Consider the following 19,306-nt stretch of genomic DNA (forward strand, 5'->3'; position numbering starts at 1 on the left):
GATCCAGCCGCATGAGATTCAGCCGCATGCGATCGCGACGGAGACCGGCCCTGTTGGCCGTCATGGGCCTCACCGCAGGCCTGCTCCTCAGCACGCCCCAGCCCGCATCCGCCGCCAACCTCATCAAGAACCCCGGCTTCGAGACCGCCGGCACCGGCGACATGCCGTACTGCTGGTCGAAGTCGGGCTGGGGCGACAACGACTTCAGCTTCACCACGACGGCCGACGCCCACTCCGGCACCAAGGCCATGAAGGTCGAGCTGACCCGCCGGGTCTCCGGCGACCGCAAGGCCCTGGTCACCGAGTCGACGGCGTGCGCGCCGGTCGTGACGGTGGGCAAGCAGTACGACCTGGGGCTCTGGTACAAGTCGACCACCCCGGACACGTCCCTCACCCTCTTCCGGCACGACACCACGGCGGGCTGGCAGTACTGGACGGACCTCAAGACGCTGGAGCCGGCGGGCGCCTGGACCCAGGCGTCGGTCCGCACCCCCGCGGTCCCGGCCGGCACCGACCGCATCTCCTGGGGCGTCTCGGTCTACGGCACCGGCTCGGCCACCACCGACGACTACACGATGGACCAGGTCGCCGACCCGGTCCCGGACCCGGTGTGCACGGGCACGCCCGCGGAGTGCGCCAACGGCAGGTGGGACGTGCTGCCCACGAAGAACCCGGTGCGCTCCATGCACTCCGTCGTCCTCAACAACGGCAAGGTGCTGCTGATCGCGGGCTCCGGCAACAGCCAGGAGCAGTTCGACGCCGGGACCTTCACGAGCGCCGTCTACAACCCGGCCACCGGCACCTACAAGGTCATCCCCACGCCGAAGGACATGTTCTGCTCCGGGCACGTGCAGCTCCAGGACGGGCGCGTGCTGGTGATGAGCGGCAACAAGGGCTATCCGACGGCGGACGGCACGATCGGCTACCAGGGCTACAAGGACTCGTACATCTTCGACCCGGTCAGCGAGACGTACAGCAAGACCAATAACATGAACGACGGCCACTGGTACCCGTCGGCGACCGCCCTCGGCAACGGTGACGTCATCTCCTTCGGCGGACTGAAGGAGGACTCGACCGGCTCGGTGACGGCGGAGCTGTGGTCGGACGCGCAGCAGAAGTGGCTGCCGACCTGGCAGGTCAACCAGACCTGGTCGTACTGGGGTCTGTACCCGTCGATGATCCTGATGCAGGACGGCCGCCTCTTCTACTCGGGCAGCCACACCTTCGGCAACAACATCCCGGGCACCGGATCGGCGATCTACGACTACGACGCCAACACGATCACCCAGACGCCGGGCCTGCAGAACAAGGACCAGCGCGACCAGTCGGCGAGCGTGCTGCTGCCCCCGGCGCAGGACCAGAAGGTCCTCACCCTCGGCGGCGGCAACATCGACTCCAACCCGGACGCCAACCGGCTGACCGACGTCATCGACCTCAAGACCGCCAACCCGGCCTACGTGGCGGGCCCGCCGATCCCGCAGGGAACGGTCGACCTCGGCAACGGCCCGGTACCGCAGACCGGCAACCAGGGCAAGATGTACGTCTCCGCCGTCCTCCTGCCCGACGGCAAGGTCCTCGAGACGGGCGGCGCGCTGCACAACCGGGCCGACCCGGTCTACGAGACGTCGATCTACGACCCGGCGACCAACACCTTCGACCCGGTCGCCGTCGATCCCGAGGCTCGCGGCTACCACTCCTCCGCGTTCCTGCTGCCCGACGGCCGGGTGATGACCACCGGCGACAACCCGGGCAACGGCAGCTGGAACCACGACGTGTCGATCTACACCCCGCCCTATCTCCTCAAGGGCGCGCGTCCGGCGATCACTTCGGTGATCGACACCGAGTGGACCTACGGCGACACCCAGCGGATCACCGTCGACCGTCCCATCGCCAAGGCCGAGCTGATCCGTCCGGCCGCGGTGACCCACTCCTCCGACCCGAACCAGCGGTTCGTGGACCTGCCGCTGTCGGTGGACGGCAACAACGTCGACCTGAACGTGACGAGCAACCCCAACATGGCCCCGCCCGGCTGGTACATGCTCTTCGCGGTCGACGCGAACGGAGTTCCGTCGGTGGCGAAGTGGGTGCACCTCCAGGGTCCGCAGGCCCTCAGCGCCACCGACGCCTCGGCCCACGTCCACTCCTTCGCCGACGACCTCCAAGGCAAGGTCACGGAGCCCGGCAAGAAGCGGACCTCGCAGAAGGTCAGCCCCACCGTCTCCGGCTGCGACCGGCACTACGGCTCGATCAACGTGTGCGTGCCGACCGTGTTCCCGGAGAAGGTGAAGAAGACGACGGCCGCACGCTGTGCCTGGCTCAAGGCGAACGACTACGGCCGCCTCAAGGTCAACGGCAAGGACGACCCACTCAGGCTGGACCGCAACAAGGACGGAGTGGCCTGCGGAAAGGCCGACGTCAGGAAGAGCTAGGGAACTCCGCGAGGGCGCGCTCCACGATGGCTTCCAGCTGCTCGTGGTGCGCGCCCTTCCAGTACGCACGTCCGCATTCCTCGCATCGGGCGAAGACGTCGTACGTCCGGTGCGTCCCGTGCTGCAGTTGGTCCGCGACCTCGGCCTTGGTCGCCTCCTTCAGTACGCCGTTGCACGCGACGCACCGGGTCCAGGGCCGCAGCTCAGGGCGGAACCGGTCGAGGATGTCGGGGAGCTGTTCGTCGGGGCGGGTGCTGTAGACATAGCCGCCGGCCCACAGCTCGCGGCGCCGCAGCAGACCCCGGTCACGGCTGAGCATGACCCGCCGCTCCCTCGCCGAGCGCGCCGCCAGCGCCCCGTCGCCGATGTCCGTCGACTCGTACGCCGTGTCCACGCCGAGCAGCCGGAGCCGGCGGGCGAGGGTGCCGAGATGGACGTCGAGGAGGAAACGCAGGGGAGCGCCGGGAACCTGCTGGGGGCGCTCGACGGGCAGGACCCGCACCGAGTCGCCGGCCTGAGGGACGTACGACACCGGCACCTCGCGGCCGTCCACGACGAGCGCGCCGACCTCGGTCAGCGGGACACCGAGGGACTCGACGACATGGCCGAGGGTGGAGACGCCGTCGGTGGCCACCGGGGTGGCGCCGCGGCGTCGGGTCTGCGGCACGAACAGGGCCAGACCGGGGTCGAACCCGACGTGGATCTCGGGACCGTTCACCTGGCCAGGATGGCACGTGGGAGGGGGGTGGCTTCAGGCCTTTTCCGGGGGGAGGCCGTGCGCGAAGACGTCGATCGCGCGGTCGGCCAGGTCTTCGAAGTCGTCCTCGAAGTCGTTCTCCGCCCAGTACAGCGAGACCTCCATCAGACCGCCGATCAGGGACATCGCGTAGACGCGCACCTCCAGATCGTCGGCGGCGCGGCCGGTGCGCTCCGCGATCACCCGGCGCAGCAGCGAGGAGGTGACGGACATGCTCTCGATCATGCGGGCGCGCACGGCCGGCACCCGGGCCACCAGATGTGACCGGAGCCGGGTCACCTCGGGTTCCTCGGTCATCCCGAGCACGATGCTCTTCTTGAGCGCGTACCGCAGAGAGTCCAGCCAGGGCTCGTCCGCGGGCCGCCGCAGCAGCTCCTCCTCGATCAGCGGGTCGTACTCGTCCGTGAGGACGATGTCCTCCTTGGTCGGGAAGTAGCGGAAGACGGTCGACGGCGACACCTCGGCGCGGTCGGCGATCTGCTCGATCGTGGTGGCGTCGTACCCCTGCTCCTGGATCAGCTCGTACGTCGCCGTACGGATCGCCATCCGGGTCTTGATCTTCTTCCGCTCGCGCAGCCCCGGCCGGGGGCGGTCGTCGGAGGTGGGGGTACGTGCGGCCGTCATGGAGGTCATTGTCGGGCTATCCGTGCTGGTACGCCACCATCGAGATGCCCACGTAGTGCACGACGAACGCCGCCAGCGTGAAGGAGTGGAAGACCTCGTGGAAGCCGAACCACCGCGGTGACGGGTTGGGGCGCTTGATGCCGTAGATCACGCCGCCCGCGCTGTAGAGGAGGCCGCCCACGATCACCAGGACCAGCACGGCGATACCGCCGGCGCGCATGAAGTCCGGGAGGAAGAAGACCGCTGCCCAGCCCATCGCGATGTAACACGGGGTGTAGAGCCAGCGTGGGGCGCCGACCCAGAACACCCGGAAGAGGATGCCCGCGACCGCGGCTCCCCAGATGCCCCACAGCAGCACCTCGCCCTTGGCTCCGGGCAGCAGGAGCATCGTCAGCGGCGTGTAGGTGCCGGCGATGATCAGGAAGATGTTGGCGTGATCCAGCCTCCGCAGGATGCCGTCCATCCGGGGGCTCCAGTCGCCCCGGTGGTACAGCGCGCTGACTCCGAACAGCAGGCAGGCCGTCAGGGCGAAGATGCCGCAGGCGATGCGGCCTCGCGGCGAGTCGGCGAGGGCGGTGAGTGCGAGACCCGCGATGAGCACGGCCGGAAACATGCCGAGATGCAGCCAGCCCCGGAGCTTGGGCTTAATGGGATGCGGCAGTGCGAGCGCGTGAGGACGGAGGCCGTCGGCCGGCGTGTCCAGCGGCGCGTCGGAGGCGGACGCAGTCATGCGGCCATCGTACCTACGTAACCGTAAGTTACGTATCAGTCTGCCTGGAAGACCGGAGCAGAGTGGCCATCGTCTCACGGGAGTTGGCGCCTCCCGCGTGCATGGTCACGCAAAGAGACGGTCTGCTGAACCCAACGTGCACGCAAAGCGTCGGGTTCAAGCGTGGCGATGCTCACTCCGCTCACCTGTGATGCCCTCTGGACAGATGGGCACTCGCATCGGATGATCAAATGAGTGCGGTCGGCACCGGATGAGCGCCAGCCAAGCCGCTGGGATGCATCCGGGTCGCAGCCCCCACGGGGCCTCCAACCAAAAAATCCCTCATCTAGGAGCAATCGTGGCGCGCGACATCGCGGCTCCCCCCGTCGTTCCCACCCACCACAAAGAACTGGTCTCGTGGGTGAACGAGATCGCTGAACTGACGCAGCCGGACAGCGTGGTCTGGTGTGACGGATCCGAAGCCGAGTACGAGCGACTGTGCGAGGAGCTCGTGGCCAAGGGCACCTTCAAGAGGCTCGACCCGATCAAGCGCCCGAACTCGTACTACGCGGCCTCCGACCCGACCGATGTCGCCCGGGTCGAGGACCGCACCTTCATCTGCTCCGAGAAGGAAGAGGACGCGGGCCCGACCAACCACTGGAAGGCGCCCGCCGAGATGCGGGACATCTTCGCCGGCGAGAAGGGCCTGTTCCGCGGCTCCATGCGCGGCCGGACCATGTACGTCGTGCCCTTCTGCATGGGCCCGCTGGGCTCCCCGCTGTCCGCGATCGGCGTCGAGATCACCGATTCGGCGTATGTCGCCGTCTCCATGCGCACGATGACCCGGATGGGCCAGCCGGTCCTCGACGAGCTGGGCACCGAGGGCTTCTTCGTGAAGGCCGTCCACTCACTGGGCGCCCCGCTGGCCGAGGGGGAGGCGGACGTGGCCTGGCCGTGCAACCAGACCAAGTACATCTCCCACTTCCCGGAGTCCCGCGAGATCTGGTCCTACGGCTCCGGCTACGGCGGCAACGCCCTGCTCGGCAAGAAGTGCTACGCCCTGCGCATCGCCTCCGTCATGGCCCGCGACGAGGGCTGGCTCGCCGAGCACATGCTGATCCTCAAGCTCACGCCACCGCAGGGTGAGTCCAAGTACGTCGCCGCCGCCTTCCCGAGCGCCTGCGGCAAGACCAACCTCGCCATGCTGGAGCCGACGATCTCCGGCTGGACGGTCGAGACGATCGGCGACGACATCGCGTGGATGCGGTTCGGCGAGGACGGCCGGCTGTACGCCATCAACCCTGAGGCCGGCTTCTTCGGCGTCGCGCCCGGCACCGGTGAGCACACCAACGCCAACGCGATGAAGACGCTGTGGGGCAACTCCGTCTTCACCAACGTCGCGCTGACGGACGACGGTGACATCTGGTGGGAGGGGATGACCGAGGAGACCCCCGCCCACCTCACGGACTGGAAGGGCCGGGACTGGACGCCTCAGTCCTCGGAGCCCGCCGCCCACCCCAACGCCCGCTTCACCGTCCCCGCCTCGCAGTGCCCGATCATCGCGCCCGAGTGGGAGGACCCCAAGGGCGTGCCGATCTCCGCGATCCTCTTCGGCGGGCGACGCGCGACGGCCGTACCGCTGGTGACGGAGTCCTTCGACTGGAACCACGGTGTCTTCCTCGGCGCGAACGTCGCCAGCGAGAAGACCGCCGCCGCCGAGGGCAAGGTCGGCGAGCTGCGCCGCGACCCCTTCGCCATGCTGCCGTTCTGCGGCTACAACATGGGCGACTACATGGGGCACTGGGTCGAGGTCGCCAAGGACAAGGACCCGGCCAAGCTGCCGAAGATCTACTACGTCAACTGGTTCCGCAAGAACGACGAGGGCAAGTTCGTCTGGCCCGGCTTCGGCGAGAACAGCCGCGTCCTGAAGTGGATCGTGGAGCGGCTGGAGGGCAAGGCGGAGGGTGTGGAGACGCCGATCGGGATCCTTCCGGCGAAGGGTGCGCTGGACACGGAGGGGCTTGAACTGGGCGAGGAGGAACTGGACTTCCTGCTCACCGTGGACAAGGAGGTCTGGCGTGAGGAGGCGGCGCTGGTGCCCGAGCATCTGAATACGTTCGGTGAGCACACGCCGAAGGAGTTGTGGGATGAGTACCGGGCGTTGGTGGAGCGCCTGGGGTAAGGGTCCCCCTTCGCCGTTGGCGGGTGCGGGTGTGTGGGGGCTGGTCGCGCAGTTCCCCGCGCCCCTAAGGGGGTTGCTCTGAACGCCCCTCCAAGTAGCGGGTGTGGGTTTCCTGGCGCCTTGCCTCCGCCTCCCGCAGTGTTGCCGCCAAGCTCTGGGCTTCCTTCTTCAGGAGGCCCAGTTGGCGTTCCAGGTGGAGTTCGGGGGAGTCGGTGCCGGGGGACATCCGGGTCCACCAGCGGGTTCGGGCGAAGGTGTCCACGGCCTCGGGGAGGTCGCGGCGGACCATGCGGGAGAGGGCGTGGACGGCCTCCGGGTCGTGGGCGAGCAGCTCCTTGCCCCAGCCGTGGTCCAGCAGGGCGGTGAGCAGCTCGGTCAGTTCACGGAGGCGCGCCGCGGCCGTGACCGAGAGGTCGATGTCCGTGAGGTAGCCGCGGAGTGTGTCGAAGTCCTGGCGCAGTTCGTCCAGTTGGGCCGACGGGTCCGGGAAGTCCGGCAGGGGCGGGCGCTCCGGCGGGGCGATCAGCGCGCCCGCGCCGTACAGGCCGGCGACGACCACTGGCCAGTACGGGCCCGCCACTCCCGTGAAGGTCAGCACCACGCCGAGCAGCCCGCATGCGCTGCCCGCGATGTTCTTGCGGGACTCCAGGTAGCCGAGGAATCTACTGGTAGCCACGGATCTCCTCGAAGGCGCCGTCCAGTGAGCCCTGCTGGGCGTCGAAGAGGCGGCCGCCGGTGAGTTCGGCGATGTGTTCCAGTTCCGATCGGTCGGAGTCGCCGAAGAGGATGGGGAAGACGGGGATCTTCTTGCTGTCCCGGTCGAGCCCGGCGTAGAAGGCGTCGAACTCGGAGGCCTTCGCGCCGGTCGTGTTCTCGCCGTCCGTCATCAGCACGATCGACGTGAACGTGTCGCGGTCGGTGCCGAGATGGTCGTACGCCTTCTGAAGTGATGTGAAGATCGCGGTGTCGCCCTCGGCCGTGAGTGTCGCGGTGTCCTGGCGGATCGCGTTGAGCCCGGTCTCCGGGGCGGCCGGTTCGACGACATGCGTGCGCACGCTCTTCACGTCCGAGCCGAAGGGCATGAGGGTGACTTCTTCGCGGTCCCGGAAGTCGGCGGTGAGGGCGGTGAGGGCCCGCTTGAGGTCGGCGAGCCGGTCGCCCTCCATGGAGCCGGAGGTGTCGAGGACGTAGACGGTCCGGGACGGGCGGCGCAGGTCGTTCTCGTACGAGTCGAGGAGGCCGTCGGCGACGGACCGGCTGCCGGGGAAGGGCAGTTCGCGGCGGCGGTCGGTGTCGAGTCCGGCCGCGGGCCGTACGTCGGCGACGACGGGCCGGCGGTGGGTGCGCTCGGTGATCGCGCGCTGGGTCTCCGGTGTGCGCAGGGCCTCGGTGAGGCGGCGGACGTCGTCGCGGGTCTCGGCGTTCGTGGCGGCGAGGGAGGAGAGCGGGTAGTCGGCGGTGACGACGCCGTCGCGCGGGCGGATCACGGTCAGGCCCGGGATGCCCTTGAGGACGGACTCGTAGTTGAGGAGCGCGTCGATGTCCCCGCGCCGGTCGTAGGCCGCCGCGAGCCAGCCCGACGAACCCGACGTCAGCTTCTGCCCCTTGAAGAACTCCTTCAGCCGCCCGGTCGCCTTGGTGACGTCCGCGTCCGTGAGGGCGGACTGGGCGCCGGAGAGCGCGGAGGCGACGGAGACGAGCGTCGAGAAGCCGGAGTTGGAGCGGGCCGGGTCGGTCATGCCGTACGTCAGTTTCCCGTCCCGCACGGCCTCCTCGACCTGGGACCAGGTGACGTCCTCGGGCTTCCAGCCGAGTTCCTCGACGGTCGCCGCCTTGACGCCTATGGCGACCGGGCTGGACATGACGGGCGTCTCCGACACGACCTTCTTCGCCGCGTCGGGCCGTAGCCGCAGATAGTCGTTGGAGGACAGCCACAGCGCGTCGAACTGGCCGTCCGCCTGCCCCTTCGCCAGCAGATCCACGGCGTCCAGGGTGCCCATGTACGTCGGCCGGACCTTGATGCCGGTGTCCTTCTCGACCTGGGCGAGGACCTCGGTCATGTCGCTCAGCTCACTGGAGGCGAGGACACGGAGGGTGCCCGGCTTCGCGGGCCCGGGGACGCCGGGCGTCGGGAAGTCCGTCGGGTCTCCTCCCTGTCCCGTGCAGGCGGTGAGCAGGGCGGCAGCCGCGGCGAGGACACCTATAGCTGTACGACGTCTCATGTGAGCCCTCCTTCGAGCGCGCCCTGTGAGCGGCTGCGCTCCAAGTAGGCGCTGGCGTGCTGGAGTTCGGAGGTGAGGGACTCCACGGTCGACGCCATCGCCTCGGTGGCCTGCACCTTGTAGGAGTCGATGGCGTCCAGGGTGCGGTAGATCTGCTGGAACGCGGTGCGCAGCGTCTCCGCGCCGACGGCCGGGTCGGCGGCGATGCGCTGGATCTCGCCGCTCTGTGTGGCCAGCATCTCCGCGTTGCCCCGGATGAGGTCCTCGGTGGTGCCGCGCAACGCGTTGACCTGGTCGACGACCTTCTTCTGGTTGTCGAGCGCGGAGGCGAGCATCACCGAGATGCGCAGCGCCGAGACGGTGGTCGTGGCGGCCCGGTCGACGCCCTTGATCAGCTCCTCGTTGTTGCGTCGTACGACGTCCATGGCGAGGTAGCCCTGAGCGCACACCGCGAGCTGGGTGAGCAGGTCCTGGTGCTTCTGCCGGACGGGGAAGAGCACATCGGCACGGAGACTGTCGGCCGCTTGCGGATCGGTGGCTTCCACCCCGCCGATGTGCTGCTCGACGGCCGTGTCCAGGGCCTCGGTGAGGACGACGTACTCCTGGAGCTTGCCCATGGTCTCCCAGAGGCGGACGCGCTCGGTCTGCAGCGCGGCGTTGTCGCGGCGCAGTTCGTCCTGGCCGCCGCGCAGCGAGCCGACGATCTTGTTGAGGGTGTTCTGCGAGGAGGCGTACTTGGCGACGTGGTCGCGCAGCTTGTTGCCGCCGGGCAGCTTGGACAGGAACTTGCGGCCCTTGCTCGCGGGCAGGTCACGCGGGTCCAGGTCCTCCACCACCCGCCGCAGCTCGACGAGCGAGCCGGCCACCTTCGACTGGGCGTCACCGCCCTTGTCGGGGAGGCTGCGCACCGTGCGCTCCAGCATCCGGTTGGACTGGGCGGCGGCGCTGCGCATCTCGCCCGCGCCGAGGCTGGTGATCTCGCCGACCTTGCCGGCGAACTCGGGCGAGCGTGCGTCGAGGGAGGCGAGCCCCTCGATGTAGGCGGAAGCCTTGTTCGCCATGTCGTCGCGGACGCTGTCGTCGACGGGCACGAGCCCGCCGGCCTTCTCCCGCGGCACGGCGGCGACGGGCTCGGGCGGAGTGAGGACGAACGTCTCGTCGTTGCTGGTCATGTACTGCTTCCCCCCTTATCCGCGCGCCCGTCGCGCCAGCTCGTGCAGCACCTTGGAGGTGGGCACGGGCGCCTGGCGGACGCCGGTCAGTTCGTGCTTGAGGTAGGTGGTGTCCGCGGCGAACTCGGTGGCCTCGCCCTGCGGGCGGAACCCGTGCCGGACCTCCAGCTTGCGCAACCGCGGGTCCGTGGAGAGGAGTTCGGCGAGGGCCTTGCCGTCGTCGGTGAGCGGTACGACGGTGTGGTCGCTGTTGACCGTGGTGTCCGGGTAGAGGACGACCAGGTCATCGGGGGTTTGTCCCTCCGTCAGCAGGGACGCGACCTGGGACTCGTAGACCACCACGAGCGGGTTGCCGGCGCCGCTGACGAAGTCCCGGAAGACGGCGTCACTGCTGGACTGCTGGGCGCCCTGCACGCTGACGAGCTTGTGCAGCAGCGGGGCGGTGCGGTCGATCTCGGTGCCGGAGGCGACGACCTTTCCGCCGTTCTCGACGTAGGAGGCGGCGGCGAGGTAGAGGGCGCCGGAGTTGGAGCTCTCGGGGTCGGTGCTGGACAGATACAGCGTGCCCGTCAGCTCTCCGTACTTGTCGGCGCCCTTGAGCTGCTGCCAGGTGCGGTCCGCGCGGGCGGCGTCCAGGTAGGCGCTCATCTTGAGCGTGCCCCGGTGCGACTCGTCCAGCGTGGCGAGCCCGTTCGCCTTGAGCACCTCGGCGGCGTTCTTGTGCGCCACGACGACGAGGGGGGAGTAGAAGGGGCGCGGGAGGGTTCCCGACACCTTGTACTTCGCGGCCAGTTCGACGGCCGGTGCCTGGCTCGACGGCAGTGCGAGGTCGTACCCCTCGAGGTTGAGCCCTTCCATGGCCCAGGACCCGGAGGTCTCGGCCTTCACTGTGTAGCCCTTGGCGGCAAGGGCGTCCACCACCTCGGGATCGGCGAAGAACTCTGCCTTCTCCGACCCGATCACCGCGCGCACGGTCTTCGTTGCCGTGCCCTTGTCCTCGCCTTGTCGGCCTGCCACGACGGCTGCCACCACTCCGCCGATCAGCAGCACCGCGAGGAAGATCCCTGCGATACGTCTCACGTCCGGAGCGTGCTCGCGGAATCCAACGTTCCCCGTTGCCCCGGGTGAACGGAAGGTGACACGACCGTCCCGGTACACAACGGGAACCAGCGCATCTTAAAAGGCGGCACTGCAACGCCCTAAAGGGGCGCGGGGAACTGCGCGAACGACCCCCACGCACCCGCAGCCGCGCAACAACCGCAAGCCCTACGGCGAACCGCCCCGGCCCAAGCCAACGCAGTGCTATGGCTCCCGGTCCGCGCGTCGCTGCGGGTGCACGCGGACCGGGGCCGTTCGGGGGGATCAGCCGACGCCGGTCAGTTTCTGCGGCTCGGCCAGCGCGGCGGCATGCGCGTCCATGCGCTCGGCGGCCAGAATCGCCGCCGCCGTATCGGCACGGGCCGCGGCGACGACGAGCGCGCGTCCCGCGAGGGCGTGCGCGCGCCGGTGCAGGGACGTGGCCTGCGGTCGGCCGGCAGCAGGCAGTGCCCGCACCGTCGCCCCACCTCGCAGTCGGCTCACCTGCTCCACGAGCCGCTCCGCAGCCGTGTCCAGATCGCCGGACGGCGCATGCGCGCGCAGTTCGTCGGTGATCGCGAGGAGCGCGGCGAGATGGCCCGCGAGCTGGATGTCCAGCTCCTCCTCACGGGACCGGTGGGGGAAGTCCGAGGACGTGCCGGCCATCGAGCTGTGGACCGACTTGGTGCGGATCGGTTCGTACATGGGGATGGCCTCCTGTGCTCTGACAGAAGTCATCCTAGCTTAGATTTCGTCTAAAGTTGAGCGCTTCACAGAACCGGATCACGTGTCCACACTGCGTGAGCGTCAGGTCTGGCTGTAGCCGTCCAGGAAGTTCCCGATCCGCCCCACCGCGTCCCGCAGATCCCCGACCGTCGGCAGCGTCACCACCCGGAAGTGGTCCTGCTCGGGCCAGTTGAAGCCGGTGCCCTGGACGACCATGATCTTCTCGCGCCGGAGCAGGTCCAGGACCATCCGCCGGTCGTCCCTGATCTTGAAGACCTTGGGATCGAGCCGCGGGAACAGATACAGCGCCCCCTTCGGCTTCACGCACGTCACACCCGGGATCTGCGTCAGCAGCTCGTACGCCACATCCCGCTGCTCGCGCAGCCGTCCGCCCGGCAGCACCAGGTCGTTGATGGTCTGGCGTCCGCTCAGTGCGGCGACCACGCCGTGCTGCCCCGGCATGTTCGCGCACAGCCGCATGTTCGCGAGGATCGTCAGACCCTCGATATAGGAGTCGGCGTGCGCGCGCGGACCCGAGATCGACATCCAGCCGACCCGGTAGCCGGCCACCCGGTACGCCTTCGACATGCCGTTGAAGGTGAGCGTCAGCAGATCCGGGGCCACGGCCGCGGTCGGCGTGTGCGTGGCACCGTCGTAGAGGATCTTGTCGTAGATCTCGTCGGAGCAGACCAGCAGATTGTGGCGGCGGGCGATGTCGGTCAGGCCCTTGAGCACGGCCTCGTCGTAGACCGCGCCGGTCGGGTTGTTCGGGTTGATGATCACGATCGCCTTGGTGCGGTCGGTGACCTTCCGTTCGATGTCCGCGAGGTCGGGCATCCAGTCGGACTGCTCGTCGCAGCGGTAGTGCACGGCCGTACCGCCGGAGAGCGAGACGGCCGCCGTCCAGAGCGGGTAGTCAGGGGCCGGGACCAGCACCTCGTCCCCGTCGTCCAGCAGTCCCTGCATCGCCATCACGATCAGCTCGGAGACGCCGTTGCCGATGAAGACGTGCTCGACGTCCGTCTCGATGCCGAGGGTCTGGTTGTGCATGACGACGGCCCGGCGTGCGGCCAGCAGGCCCTTCGCGTCGCCGTAGCCATGGGCCGACGACACATTGCGGAGGATGTCCTCGAGGATCTCGGGCGGGCACTCGAAGCCGAACGCCGCCGGGTTGCCCGTGTTCAGCTTGAGGATCCGATGCCCGGCCGCCTCAAGCCGCATCGCCTCCTCGAGCACCGGGCCCCGGATCTCGTAACAGACGTTGGCGAGCTTGGTCGACTGGATCACCTGCATGTCTGGGAGCTTACGGCCCGGTAACGCGGTCGCGGCCGTGTTTTCCGCCACGTGAGACGCACGGGTTTGGACTGTTATCGCCGGTAGCTGTCCCAGGAGTCACCTGCGTCCCTAGAATCCCGGTCATGTCCAGGCCATCGGAACAGGGAAGCGCGCCCCCGGAGGACGGCGACCCTCACAGACCGCCGAACGTGTACCTCCCGCAGCCTCCGCAGTCCCCGGCCTACGACGCATACGCCGACCCGGCCGCCGCGCACGGCTGGCAGGACACCGCCTACGACGACACGGCCCAGCTCCCTCCGGTCGCGGCCGACGCGCCCGCGCAACGGTCGGGCCACCGCGGCCGCCACCGCCCCCTCGGCCTCCGCTCGCGCCGCGTGCTGGTCGCCGCGGGTGCGGTGGGTGCCGTGTCTCTGACCGCCGTGATCGCCGCGTTCTCCTTCTCCGGGTCGCCCTCGGGCGGGGCACGGGGCGGGCCGGAACGGACCGGCGCCACGGCCGGGGATTCCGTGTCGCCCACGGGTGCGGAGTCGTCCCCGGGGACGCTCGCCGACCGGCCGGGGTCCTCCGGTGCGGCGTCCCCGCGTAAGAGCGCTTCGCCGAGCGCCACTTCGACCGCGGACGTCACCGACAGCACGCGGGAACCCTCGACCGCCACCACGAGTACGGCCCCATCGAGTTCAGCCGCCACGAACACCTCGGCTGCCGCCCCCAGTTACTCCCGAGACCACCCGGGAAAGGGGCAGGGGAACACCAAGAAGCCTGATTGAGGGCACGGTGCGTCCGATGCCGACGTCCCTGAGGAGAGTCTTGAGCCGTCCTGTCCTGAGCCGCCGCTTATCCGTGCTCGGCGCTGTAGCGATCGTCGTCGCGCTGGTGGTCGTCGCCTGGCCCAGGGCGGATCAGGCCGACAGTGCGGATGGCGAGGGGGAGCGAAGATGCGCATCCTCGGTGCCGTATACCCGCAGTCGTCCGGACCGAGGCCGGGACCTTGCTCGCCTTTGCTGAAGGGCGGTCAGTCGGCAAGGAGGACCACGGCGACATCGACGTCGTGGTCAGGCGGTCGCGCGACGGCGGATGTACATGGGGGCAACTGCGGGTCGTCGCGGCGGGCGAGGGGGACACGCGGGGCAATCCGGCGCCGGTCGTCGATCCCCGGACCGGGAACATCGTGCTGGTCACCTCGTACCACAGCGGTGATGTCACCGAAGCGCGGATCCTGCGCGGTGAGGCCACGGAAGAGCAGGGCCGCCGGGTCTTCGTGCAGACGAGCACGGACGACGGGCGGTCCTTCTCCGAACCGCGGGAGATCACGTCGGCGGTGAAGCGGCCCGGGTGGCGCTGGTACGCCACGGGGCCGGGCCATGCCATCGCGCTGACACGGGGGGACCACGCGGGGCGCCTGGTCGTACCCGCCAACCACTCCTCCGCGCCGCCCCCGGAGTCGCCGGACACCGGCCAGGAGCCCAAGTACTACGGGGCGCACACGATCTACAGCGACGACGGAGGGCAGTCCTGGCGCCTCGGTTTCGTCGAGGACGCCTACGAAGGTGTGCATAACGCCAATGAGTCGACGGCGGCCCAACTGCCGGACGGACGGCTGTACTTCAACGCCCGGAACCAGAAGGGGACGAGCCCGGGGAACCGCCTGGACGCCTATTCCGGTGATGGGGGCGCGAGCCTCGACCGAGGCTACGCGGAGCAGAGTTCGCTGAACGACGTGCCCTTGGTGGAGGGCAGCGTGCTGCAACTGGCCGGGGAAGGGGAGGAGTTGTTGTTCTCCGGGCCCTCCGTGCCTACCGACCGTGCGGCGATGGCGCTGTGGAGCAGTGCGGACGGGGGACGGTCCTTCGGCAAGGTGCTGACCCTGTCCTCGCGGAAGGCCGCGTACTCGGACCTCGTGCAGGCCGATGCCGAGACGGTGGGGGTCCTGTACGAAACGGGCGTCGAGACGGCGTACGAAGTGATCGAGTTCCGGCGCGTCCCGTTGCGGGAGTTGCCGACGGACCGCGGGTAGCGGCAGGTGTGCCGGATGTGGTGACCTGACCGCCCTACCGTGAACGTCCTGCGCCGGCGGCCCGACACCCCCGCCCCACCGTGATAGGGAAAGCCCTACGGACTGAACTCGCCAGTAGGCAAGTCCTTGTCCGCACCCCCCTCGTGCGTGAGTATGTGCATGACAACAACGTGGGTGACCGGAGATTCTTCGGTCACCTTCTCCGTATGAGGGGACCCCCACATGAGAAAACCTCTGGTCGTCGGGCTCTTCGCCCTGGCGCTTGCCGGAGTGGGCGCCAGCCCCGCCGTCGCGGTCGAGCCAACCCCCACGGGCTCGGTCACGGGCGGGGAGCCGGACACGCTCTCGGGCGCGGTCCACGACGTGGTCACGTCCGCCACGTCGAGCGTCTCCCGGCTCACGGCGCCGAAGGCGCAGGCGGTCACCTTCGCCGGCACCGTCGCGCTGAGCAACTGCTCCGGCTCGGTCGTCCGTTTCCCGGACTCGGAGGACAACGACCCGGCGCTGGTGATGTCCAACGGCCACTGCCTGGAGTCCGGCTTCCCCGGGCCCGGCGAGGTCATCGTCGACAAGGCCTCCAGCCGCACCTTCGGCCTGCTGAACTCCGCCGGTTCCCGCGTCGGGACGCTGCGGGCCAGCAAGATCGCGTACGCGACGATGACCGACACGGACGTCTCGATGTACCAGCTCACCACCACCTACGGTGCGATCAAGAGCTCGTACGGCATAGACCCGCTGACGATCAGCGAAGCGCGCCCCGCCGCCGGCACCGCCATCACCGTCGTCTCCGGCTACTGGAAGCAGACGTACGCCTGCGACATCGACGGCTTCGCCCACCAGTTGAAGGAGGGCGACTGGACCTGGAAGGACTCGGTCCGTTACACCGACTCCTGCGACACCATCGGGGGCACCTCGGGCTCGCCGGTGGTCGACAACGCGACCGGTCAGGTCGTCGCCGTCAACAACACCCTCAACGAGGACGGCGCGCGCTGCACCGTGAACAACCCCTGCGAGGTCGCCGAGAACGGCACGGTCACCGTCCACACGGGCATCGGCTACGGCCAGCAGACCTACCAGATGGCGCCCTGCTTCGGCGTCGACAACAAGCTCGACCTGAGCGCGAGCGGCTGCACCCTGCCCAAGCCGTAGGGGAAGTAGCCCAAGCGACGTGACTCAAGCGAGGGCGGGCGGAGTTCCACGGACCGCCCGCCCCGCGAGTACGTCCGTCCGCCGCCCGTCCTCGATCACGAACCGGCCGTCGATCAGGACGTACGGAATGCCCGTCGGGAGGGCCCGGGGCCGCTCGAAGGTCGAACCCGCCGCCACCGTCGCCGGGTCGAACAGCACCAGGTCCGCCCGGTAGCCCTCGCGGACCAGGCCCCGGTCCGGCAGCCGCAGCCGCGCGGCCGGGCGCGAGGTGAGATGGGCGACGCACTCCTCCAGGGACAGCACACCCAACTCCCGTACGTACCGGCCGAGATACTGCGGGAACGTCCCGTACGCCCGCGGATGCGGCTTCGTCCCCTGGAGGATGCCGTCCGAGCCGCCCGTGTGGACCGGGTGCCGCATGATCGCGCGGACGTTCTCCTCGTGGCCCACGTGCTGAAGGATCGTCGAACCGAGCCGGTCCTCCAGCAGCAGCCGCCGGGCGGTCACCCAGGGCGCCTCGCCGCGCAGGTCCGCCGACTCCTGGACCGTACGGCCGACATAGTCGTCGAGGCCGGTCCCGCTGACGCCGGAGATCTCGATCGTGTCCCACTCGATGGGCACGCCATGGCACCCGTCCGCGCCCACGACCTCCATGTGATGGCGGATCCGTTCGGCCGTCTCCTCGTCCGCGAGCCGCTCGAGGATCGCCTCCGGGCCGCCCTCGCTCGCCCAGCTCGGCAGCATGGCGGCCAGGGTGGTGCAGCCGGGTGTGTAGGGGTACGTGTCGAGGCTGATGTCGGCTCCGGCGGCCAGCGCGTCGTCCAGCAGCGTCAGCAGCTCCGGTGCGCGGCCCTTGTTCACGCCGAAGTTCATGGTGGCGTGGGCGAGATGGAGCGCGCAGCCCGCCTCCCGGGTCAGGGCGACCATCTCCTCGTACGCCTGAAGGGCGCCCGCGCCGTACGAGCGGTGGTGCGGGCAGTAGTAGCCGCCGTACTCCGCCACCACCCGGCACAGCTCGGTGAGTTCGGCGTCCTTGGCGTACATGCCGGGCGTGTAGGTGAGCCCCGACGACATACCGACCGCGCCCTGCCGCATGCCCTCCGCGACCAACTGCCGCATCCGGTCCAGCTCTTCGGGCGTCGCCTCCCGGTCCTCCCAGCCGACGGCGAGCATCCGGACCGTGCCCTGCGGGATGAGATAGGCGGCGTTCACCGCGATCCCGCGGTCCAGCCGGTCGAGATACTCGCCCACCGACCGCCAGTCGAAGTCGATGTCGTCACCGTTGCCGTTCCAGCCGGTGATCGCACGGCGCACCTCCGCGAGCGTGCGGTCGTCGACCGGTGCGTACGACAGCCCGTCCTGGCCGATGACTTCGAGGGTGACCCCCTGTGCGGCCTTGGCGCTGTGGTCCGGGTCGCGGAGCAGGGCGAGGTCGCTGTGGGCGTGCATGTCGATGAAGCCGGGGGAGAGGACCAGCCCCTCGGCATCCAACTCCCTCATCGCCTTGGGCCGTTGGCAGCCGGCCGCCGCGGCCTCCTTGACGATCGACACGATCCTGCCGTCGTCGACGACCACATCGGCGCGGTACGCGGGCGCGCCCGAGCCGTCGACCACGTCCGCGTCACGGATGACGAGATCTGCCATGACCTGGGCCTCCTAGAAGAACGTACGGATGTAGTCGACGACCGTCCCGTCCGCCTCCGCGACCGGGATCAGCTGCCACTTGTCGAAGGACGTGCACGGGTGCGACAGGCCCATGCCCAGCCAGTCGCCCACTTCGAGGTCGGCCTCCGGGGCCGTGCGGATCCAGGCGTGCTGGTCGGAGAGGCTCGTGACCTCGATGCCCGTCGCCGGGCGCTCGGTGCCGTCCCGGCGTACGACCTGCGCGAAGGGCAGATCCAGGTCGTACGCCGCGTCCCGCTTGCCCGCGTTGGCGAAGGCCTGGTCGGGCGAGGGGCGGGAGACGATCTGCGTCCACAGGCGGAACGCGGGCTCCAGCGCGCCCTCCTCGGGGACCCGGGTGAAGGGGGTCAGCTTGCGGTAGTGGCCGTCGTCGTGCGAGACGTAGGCGCCCGAGCGCAGCAACCTCCGTACGGGGCCGCCGAGTTCCGGGATCTGGGCGAAGACGTCGGCCACCGCGTCGAACCAGGCGCTGCCGCCGGCGCTGACGAGGATCTCGTCCGTGCCCGTGAACCGCCCCGCCTTGTCGAAGTCGCCGGCCAGCGCGACGAGCCGCCTCAGCCACGCGCGCACCCGCTCCGGATCGGCCTGCGGGACCTCACCCTCGTACCCCGCGACACCGACGAGACGCAGGGTCCGCGTGGCCGCCACGGCGTCCGCGACCGCCGCGCACTCCGCCTCGGAGCGGGCTCCGGTGCGGGAGCCGTCACCGGCGGCGAGTTCGACGACGACATCCAGCGGACGCGATGCGCCCCGCAGCACGGCGTCCATCTGCTCGACGCCGCGCAGGGAGTCGACGTAGCAGATGAAGCGGAAGTCCGGGTCCGAGTCCAGCTCGGCGGCGATCCACCGCAGAGCCGCCGGATCGACCACCTCATTGGCCAGGAAGATCCGCTGAATGCCGAACGCCCGCGCCACGCGCACCTGGTGCGGCACGGCGAGGGTGATGCCCCAGGCGCCGTGCTCGATCTGGCGGTGGAAGAGCTGCGGGGCCATGGAGGTCTTGCCGTGCGGGGCGAAGGCGAGACCGTGGCGGGTCGTGTACGACTCCATGAGCGCGAGATTGTGTTCCAGCCGCTCGGCGGAGAGGGCGAGCACGGGCGTGGCGAAGCCGCCGGTGAAGAGGTTGCGGCGCTGGGCCGTCAGCTCGGCGACGGTCAGGCCGTCGGCGTCCGGCGGGAGGCCCTTGAAGCGGTGGTCGACGCGTTCCTCGGCCAGGCGGGCGAGCGCTTCAACGGCCATCGGGCCTCCCTGATCGGCGGCGTTGCA

The 19,306-nt window shown here is 69.4% G+C and carries 15 protein-coding genes and 1 pseudogene; 5 read left to right on the plus strand and 11 right to left on the minus strand.

Annotated elements, in window-relative coordinates; translation table 11 throughout:
• Nucleotides 1-26 precede the first annotated feature (26 nt).
• Nucleotides 27-2,429 carry a galactose oxidase-like domain-containing protein gene (locus tag KCH48_RS25425; RefSeq protein ID WP_210577048.1) on the plus strand — a complete coding sequence of 801 codons (2,403 nt, stop codon included), beginning with the start codon at nt 27-29 and terminating at the stop codon, nt 2,427-2,429.
• On the opposite strand, the gene KCH48_RS25430 is transcribed toward KCH48_RS25425, so the two are convergent.
• Genes KCH48_RS25430 through KCH48_RS25440 form a run of 3 tightly spaced genes read right to left on the minus strand, consistent with a single transcriptional unit; the run spans nt 2,416 to nt 4,540 of the window.
• Nucleotides 2,416-3,147: a Mut7-C ubiquitin/RNAse domain-containing protein gene (locus tag KCH48_RS25430; protein ID WP_210577049.1), complete on the minus strand. Its 732-nt coding sequence runs from the start codon at nt 3,145-3,147 to the stop codon at nt 2,416-2,418. The genes KCH48_RS25425 and KCH48_RS25430 overlap by 14 nt on opposite strands.
• Before the next feature lie 33 nt (nt 3,148-3,180).
• Nucleotides 3,181-3,810 carry a TetR/AcrR family transcriptional regulator gene (locus KCH48_RS25435; protein WP_210577050.1) on the minus strand — a complete coding sequence of 210 codons (630 nt, stop codon included), beginning with the start codon at nt 3,808-3,810 and terminating at the stop codon, nt 3,181-3,183.
• A 16-nt stretch (nt 3,811-3,826) separates the two neighbouring features.
• Nucleotides 3,827-4,540, minus strand: a complete 714-nt coding sequence (locus tag KCH48_RS25440; RefSeq protein ID WP_210577051.1) for a hemolysin III family protein — start codon at nt 4,538-4,540, stop codon at nt 3,827-3,829.
• A 337-nt stretch (nt 4,541-4,877) separates the two neighbouring features.
• Here KCH48_RS25440 and KCH48_RS25445 point away from each other — a divergent pair, with 337 nt between their 5' ends.
• On the plus strand, nt 4,878-6,701 hold the full coding sequence (locus KCH48_RS25445) for a phosphoenolpyruvate carboxykinase (GTP) (RefSeq protein WP_210577052.1): 1,824 nt from the start codon (nt 4,878-4,880) through the stop codon (nt 6,699-6,701).
• Nucleotides 6,702-6,765: 64 nt separating this feature from the next.
• Here KCH48_RS25445 and KCH48_RS25450 read toward each other — a convergent pair whose 3' ends face one another.
• The 6 genes from KCH48_RS25450 to KCH48_RS25475 all read right to left on the minus strand — a co-directional run bounded on the left by KCH48_RS25450 (nt 6,766) and on the right by KCH48_RS25475 (nt 13,191).
• Complete coding sequence (locus KCH48_RS25450) at nt 6,766-7,377, minus strand: hypothetical protein (RefSeq protein WP_210577053.1); 612 nt, start codon at nt 7,375-7,377, stop codon at nt 6,766-6,768.
• Entirely contained in the window at nt 7,364-8,923 is a 1,560-nt protein-coding gene (locus KCH48_RS25455) for a VWA domain-containing protein (RefSeq protein WP_210577054.1), read from the minus strand. The genes KCH48_RS25450 and KCH48_RS25455 overlap by 14 nt, the downstream gene beginning before the upstream one ends.
• Nucleotides 8,920-10,095, minus strand: coding sequence for a toxic anion resistance protein (locus KCH48_RS25460; protein WP_210577055.1), 1,176 nt, complete (start codon nt 10,093-10,095; stop codon nt 8,920-8,922). Before KCH48_RS25460 ends, KCH48_RS25455 begins: the two co-directional genes overlap by 4 nt.
• Before the next feature lie 15 nt (nt 10,096-10,110).
• Nucleotides 10,111-11,175, minus strand: a complete 1,065-nt coding sequence (locus KCH48_RS25465) for a substrate-binding domain-containing protein (protein ID WP_210577056.1) — start codon at nt 11,173-11,175, stop codon at nt 10,111-10,113.
• A 282-nt stretch (nt 11,176-11,457) separates the two neighbouring features.
• Nucleotides 11,458-11,877: a hypothetical protein gene (locus tag KCH48_RS25470; RefSeq protein WP_210577057.1), complete on the minus strand. Its 420-nt coding sequence runs from the start codon at nt 11,875-11,877 to the stop codon at nt 11,458-11,460.
• 102 nt (nt 11,878-11,979) lie between these two features.
• The gene (locus KCH48_RS25475) at nt 11,980-13,191 is read right to left on the minus strand and encodes a pyridoxal phosphate-dependent aminotransferase (protein ID WP_210577058.1); all 1,212 of its coding nucleotides are present in this window, start codon (nt 13,189-13,191) and stop codon (nt 11,980-11,982) included.
• Nucleotides 13,192-13,316: 125 nt separating this feature from the next.
• Here KCH48_RS25475 and KCH48_RS25480 point away from each other — a divergent pair, with 125 nt between their 5' ends.
• The 3 genes and pseudogenes from KCH48_RS25480 to KCH48_RS25490 all read left to right on the plus strand — a co-directional run bounded on the left by KCH48_RS25480 (nt 13,317) and on the right by KCH48_RS25490 (nt 16,357).
• On the plus strand, nt 13,317-13,961 hold the full coding sequence (locus KCH48_RS25480; protein ID WP_210577059.1) for a hypothetical protein: 645 nt from the start codon (nt 13,317-13,319) through the stop codon (nt 13,959-13,961).
• A gap of 182 nt (nt 13,962-14,143) precedes the next feature.
• A pseudogene (locus KCH48_RS25485) lies at nt 14,144-15,208 on the plus strand (exo-alpha-sialidase); the annotation flags it as partial.
• A 222-nt stretch (nt 15,209-15,430) separates the two neighbouring features.
• Nucleotides 15,431-16,357 (plus strand): serine protease, encoded by a 927-nt coding sequence (locus tag KCH48_RS25490; protein ID WP_210577061.1) that lies wholly within the window; start codon nt 15,431-15,433, stop codon nt 16,355-16,357.
• A 24-nt stretch (nt 16,358-16,381) separates the two neighbouring features.
• Here the strand turns inward: KCH48_RS25490 and KCH48_RS25495 are convergent, their stop codons facing one another.
• Complete coding sequence (locus KCH48_RS25495; protein WP_210577062.1) at nt 16,382-18,001, minus strand: amidohydrolase family protein; 1,620 nt, start codon at nt 17,999-18,001, stop codon at nt 16,382-16,384.
• A gap of 12 nt (nt 18,002-18,013) precedes the next feature.
• Nucleotides 18,014-19,279 carry an amino acid deaminase gene (locus KCH48_RS25500; protein WP_210577063.1) on the minus strand — a complete coding sequence of 422 codons (1,266 nt, stop codon included), beginning with the start codon at nt 19,277-19,279 and terminating at the stop codon, nt 18,014-18,016.
• Nucleotides 19,280-19,306: the final 27 nt, after the last annotated feature.

The organism is Streptomyces sp. GESEQ-4, from assembly GCF_017948455.1.
GTDB lineage: Bacteria > Actinomycetota > Actinomycetes > Streptomycetales > Streptomycetaceae > Streptomyces.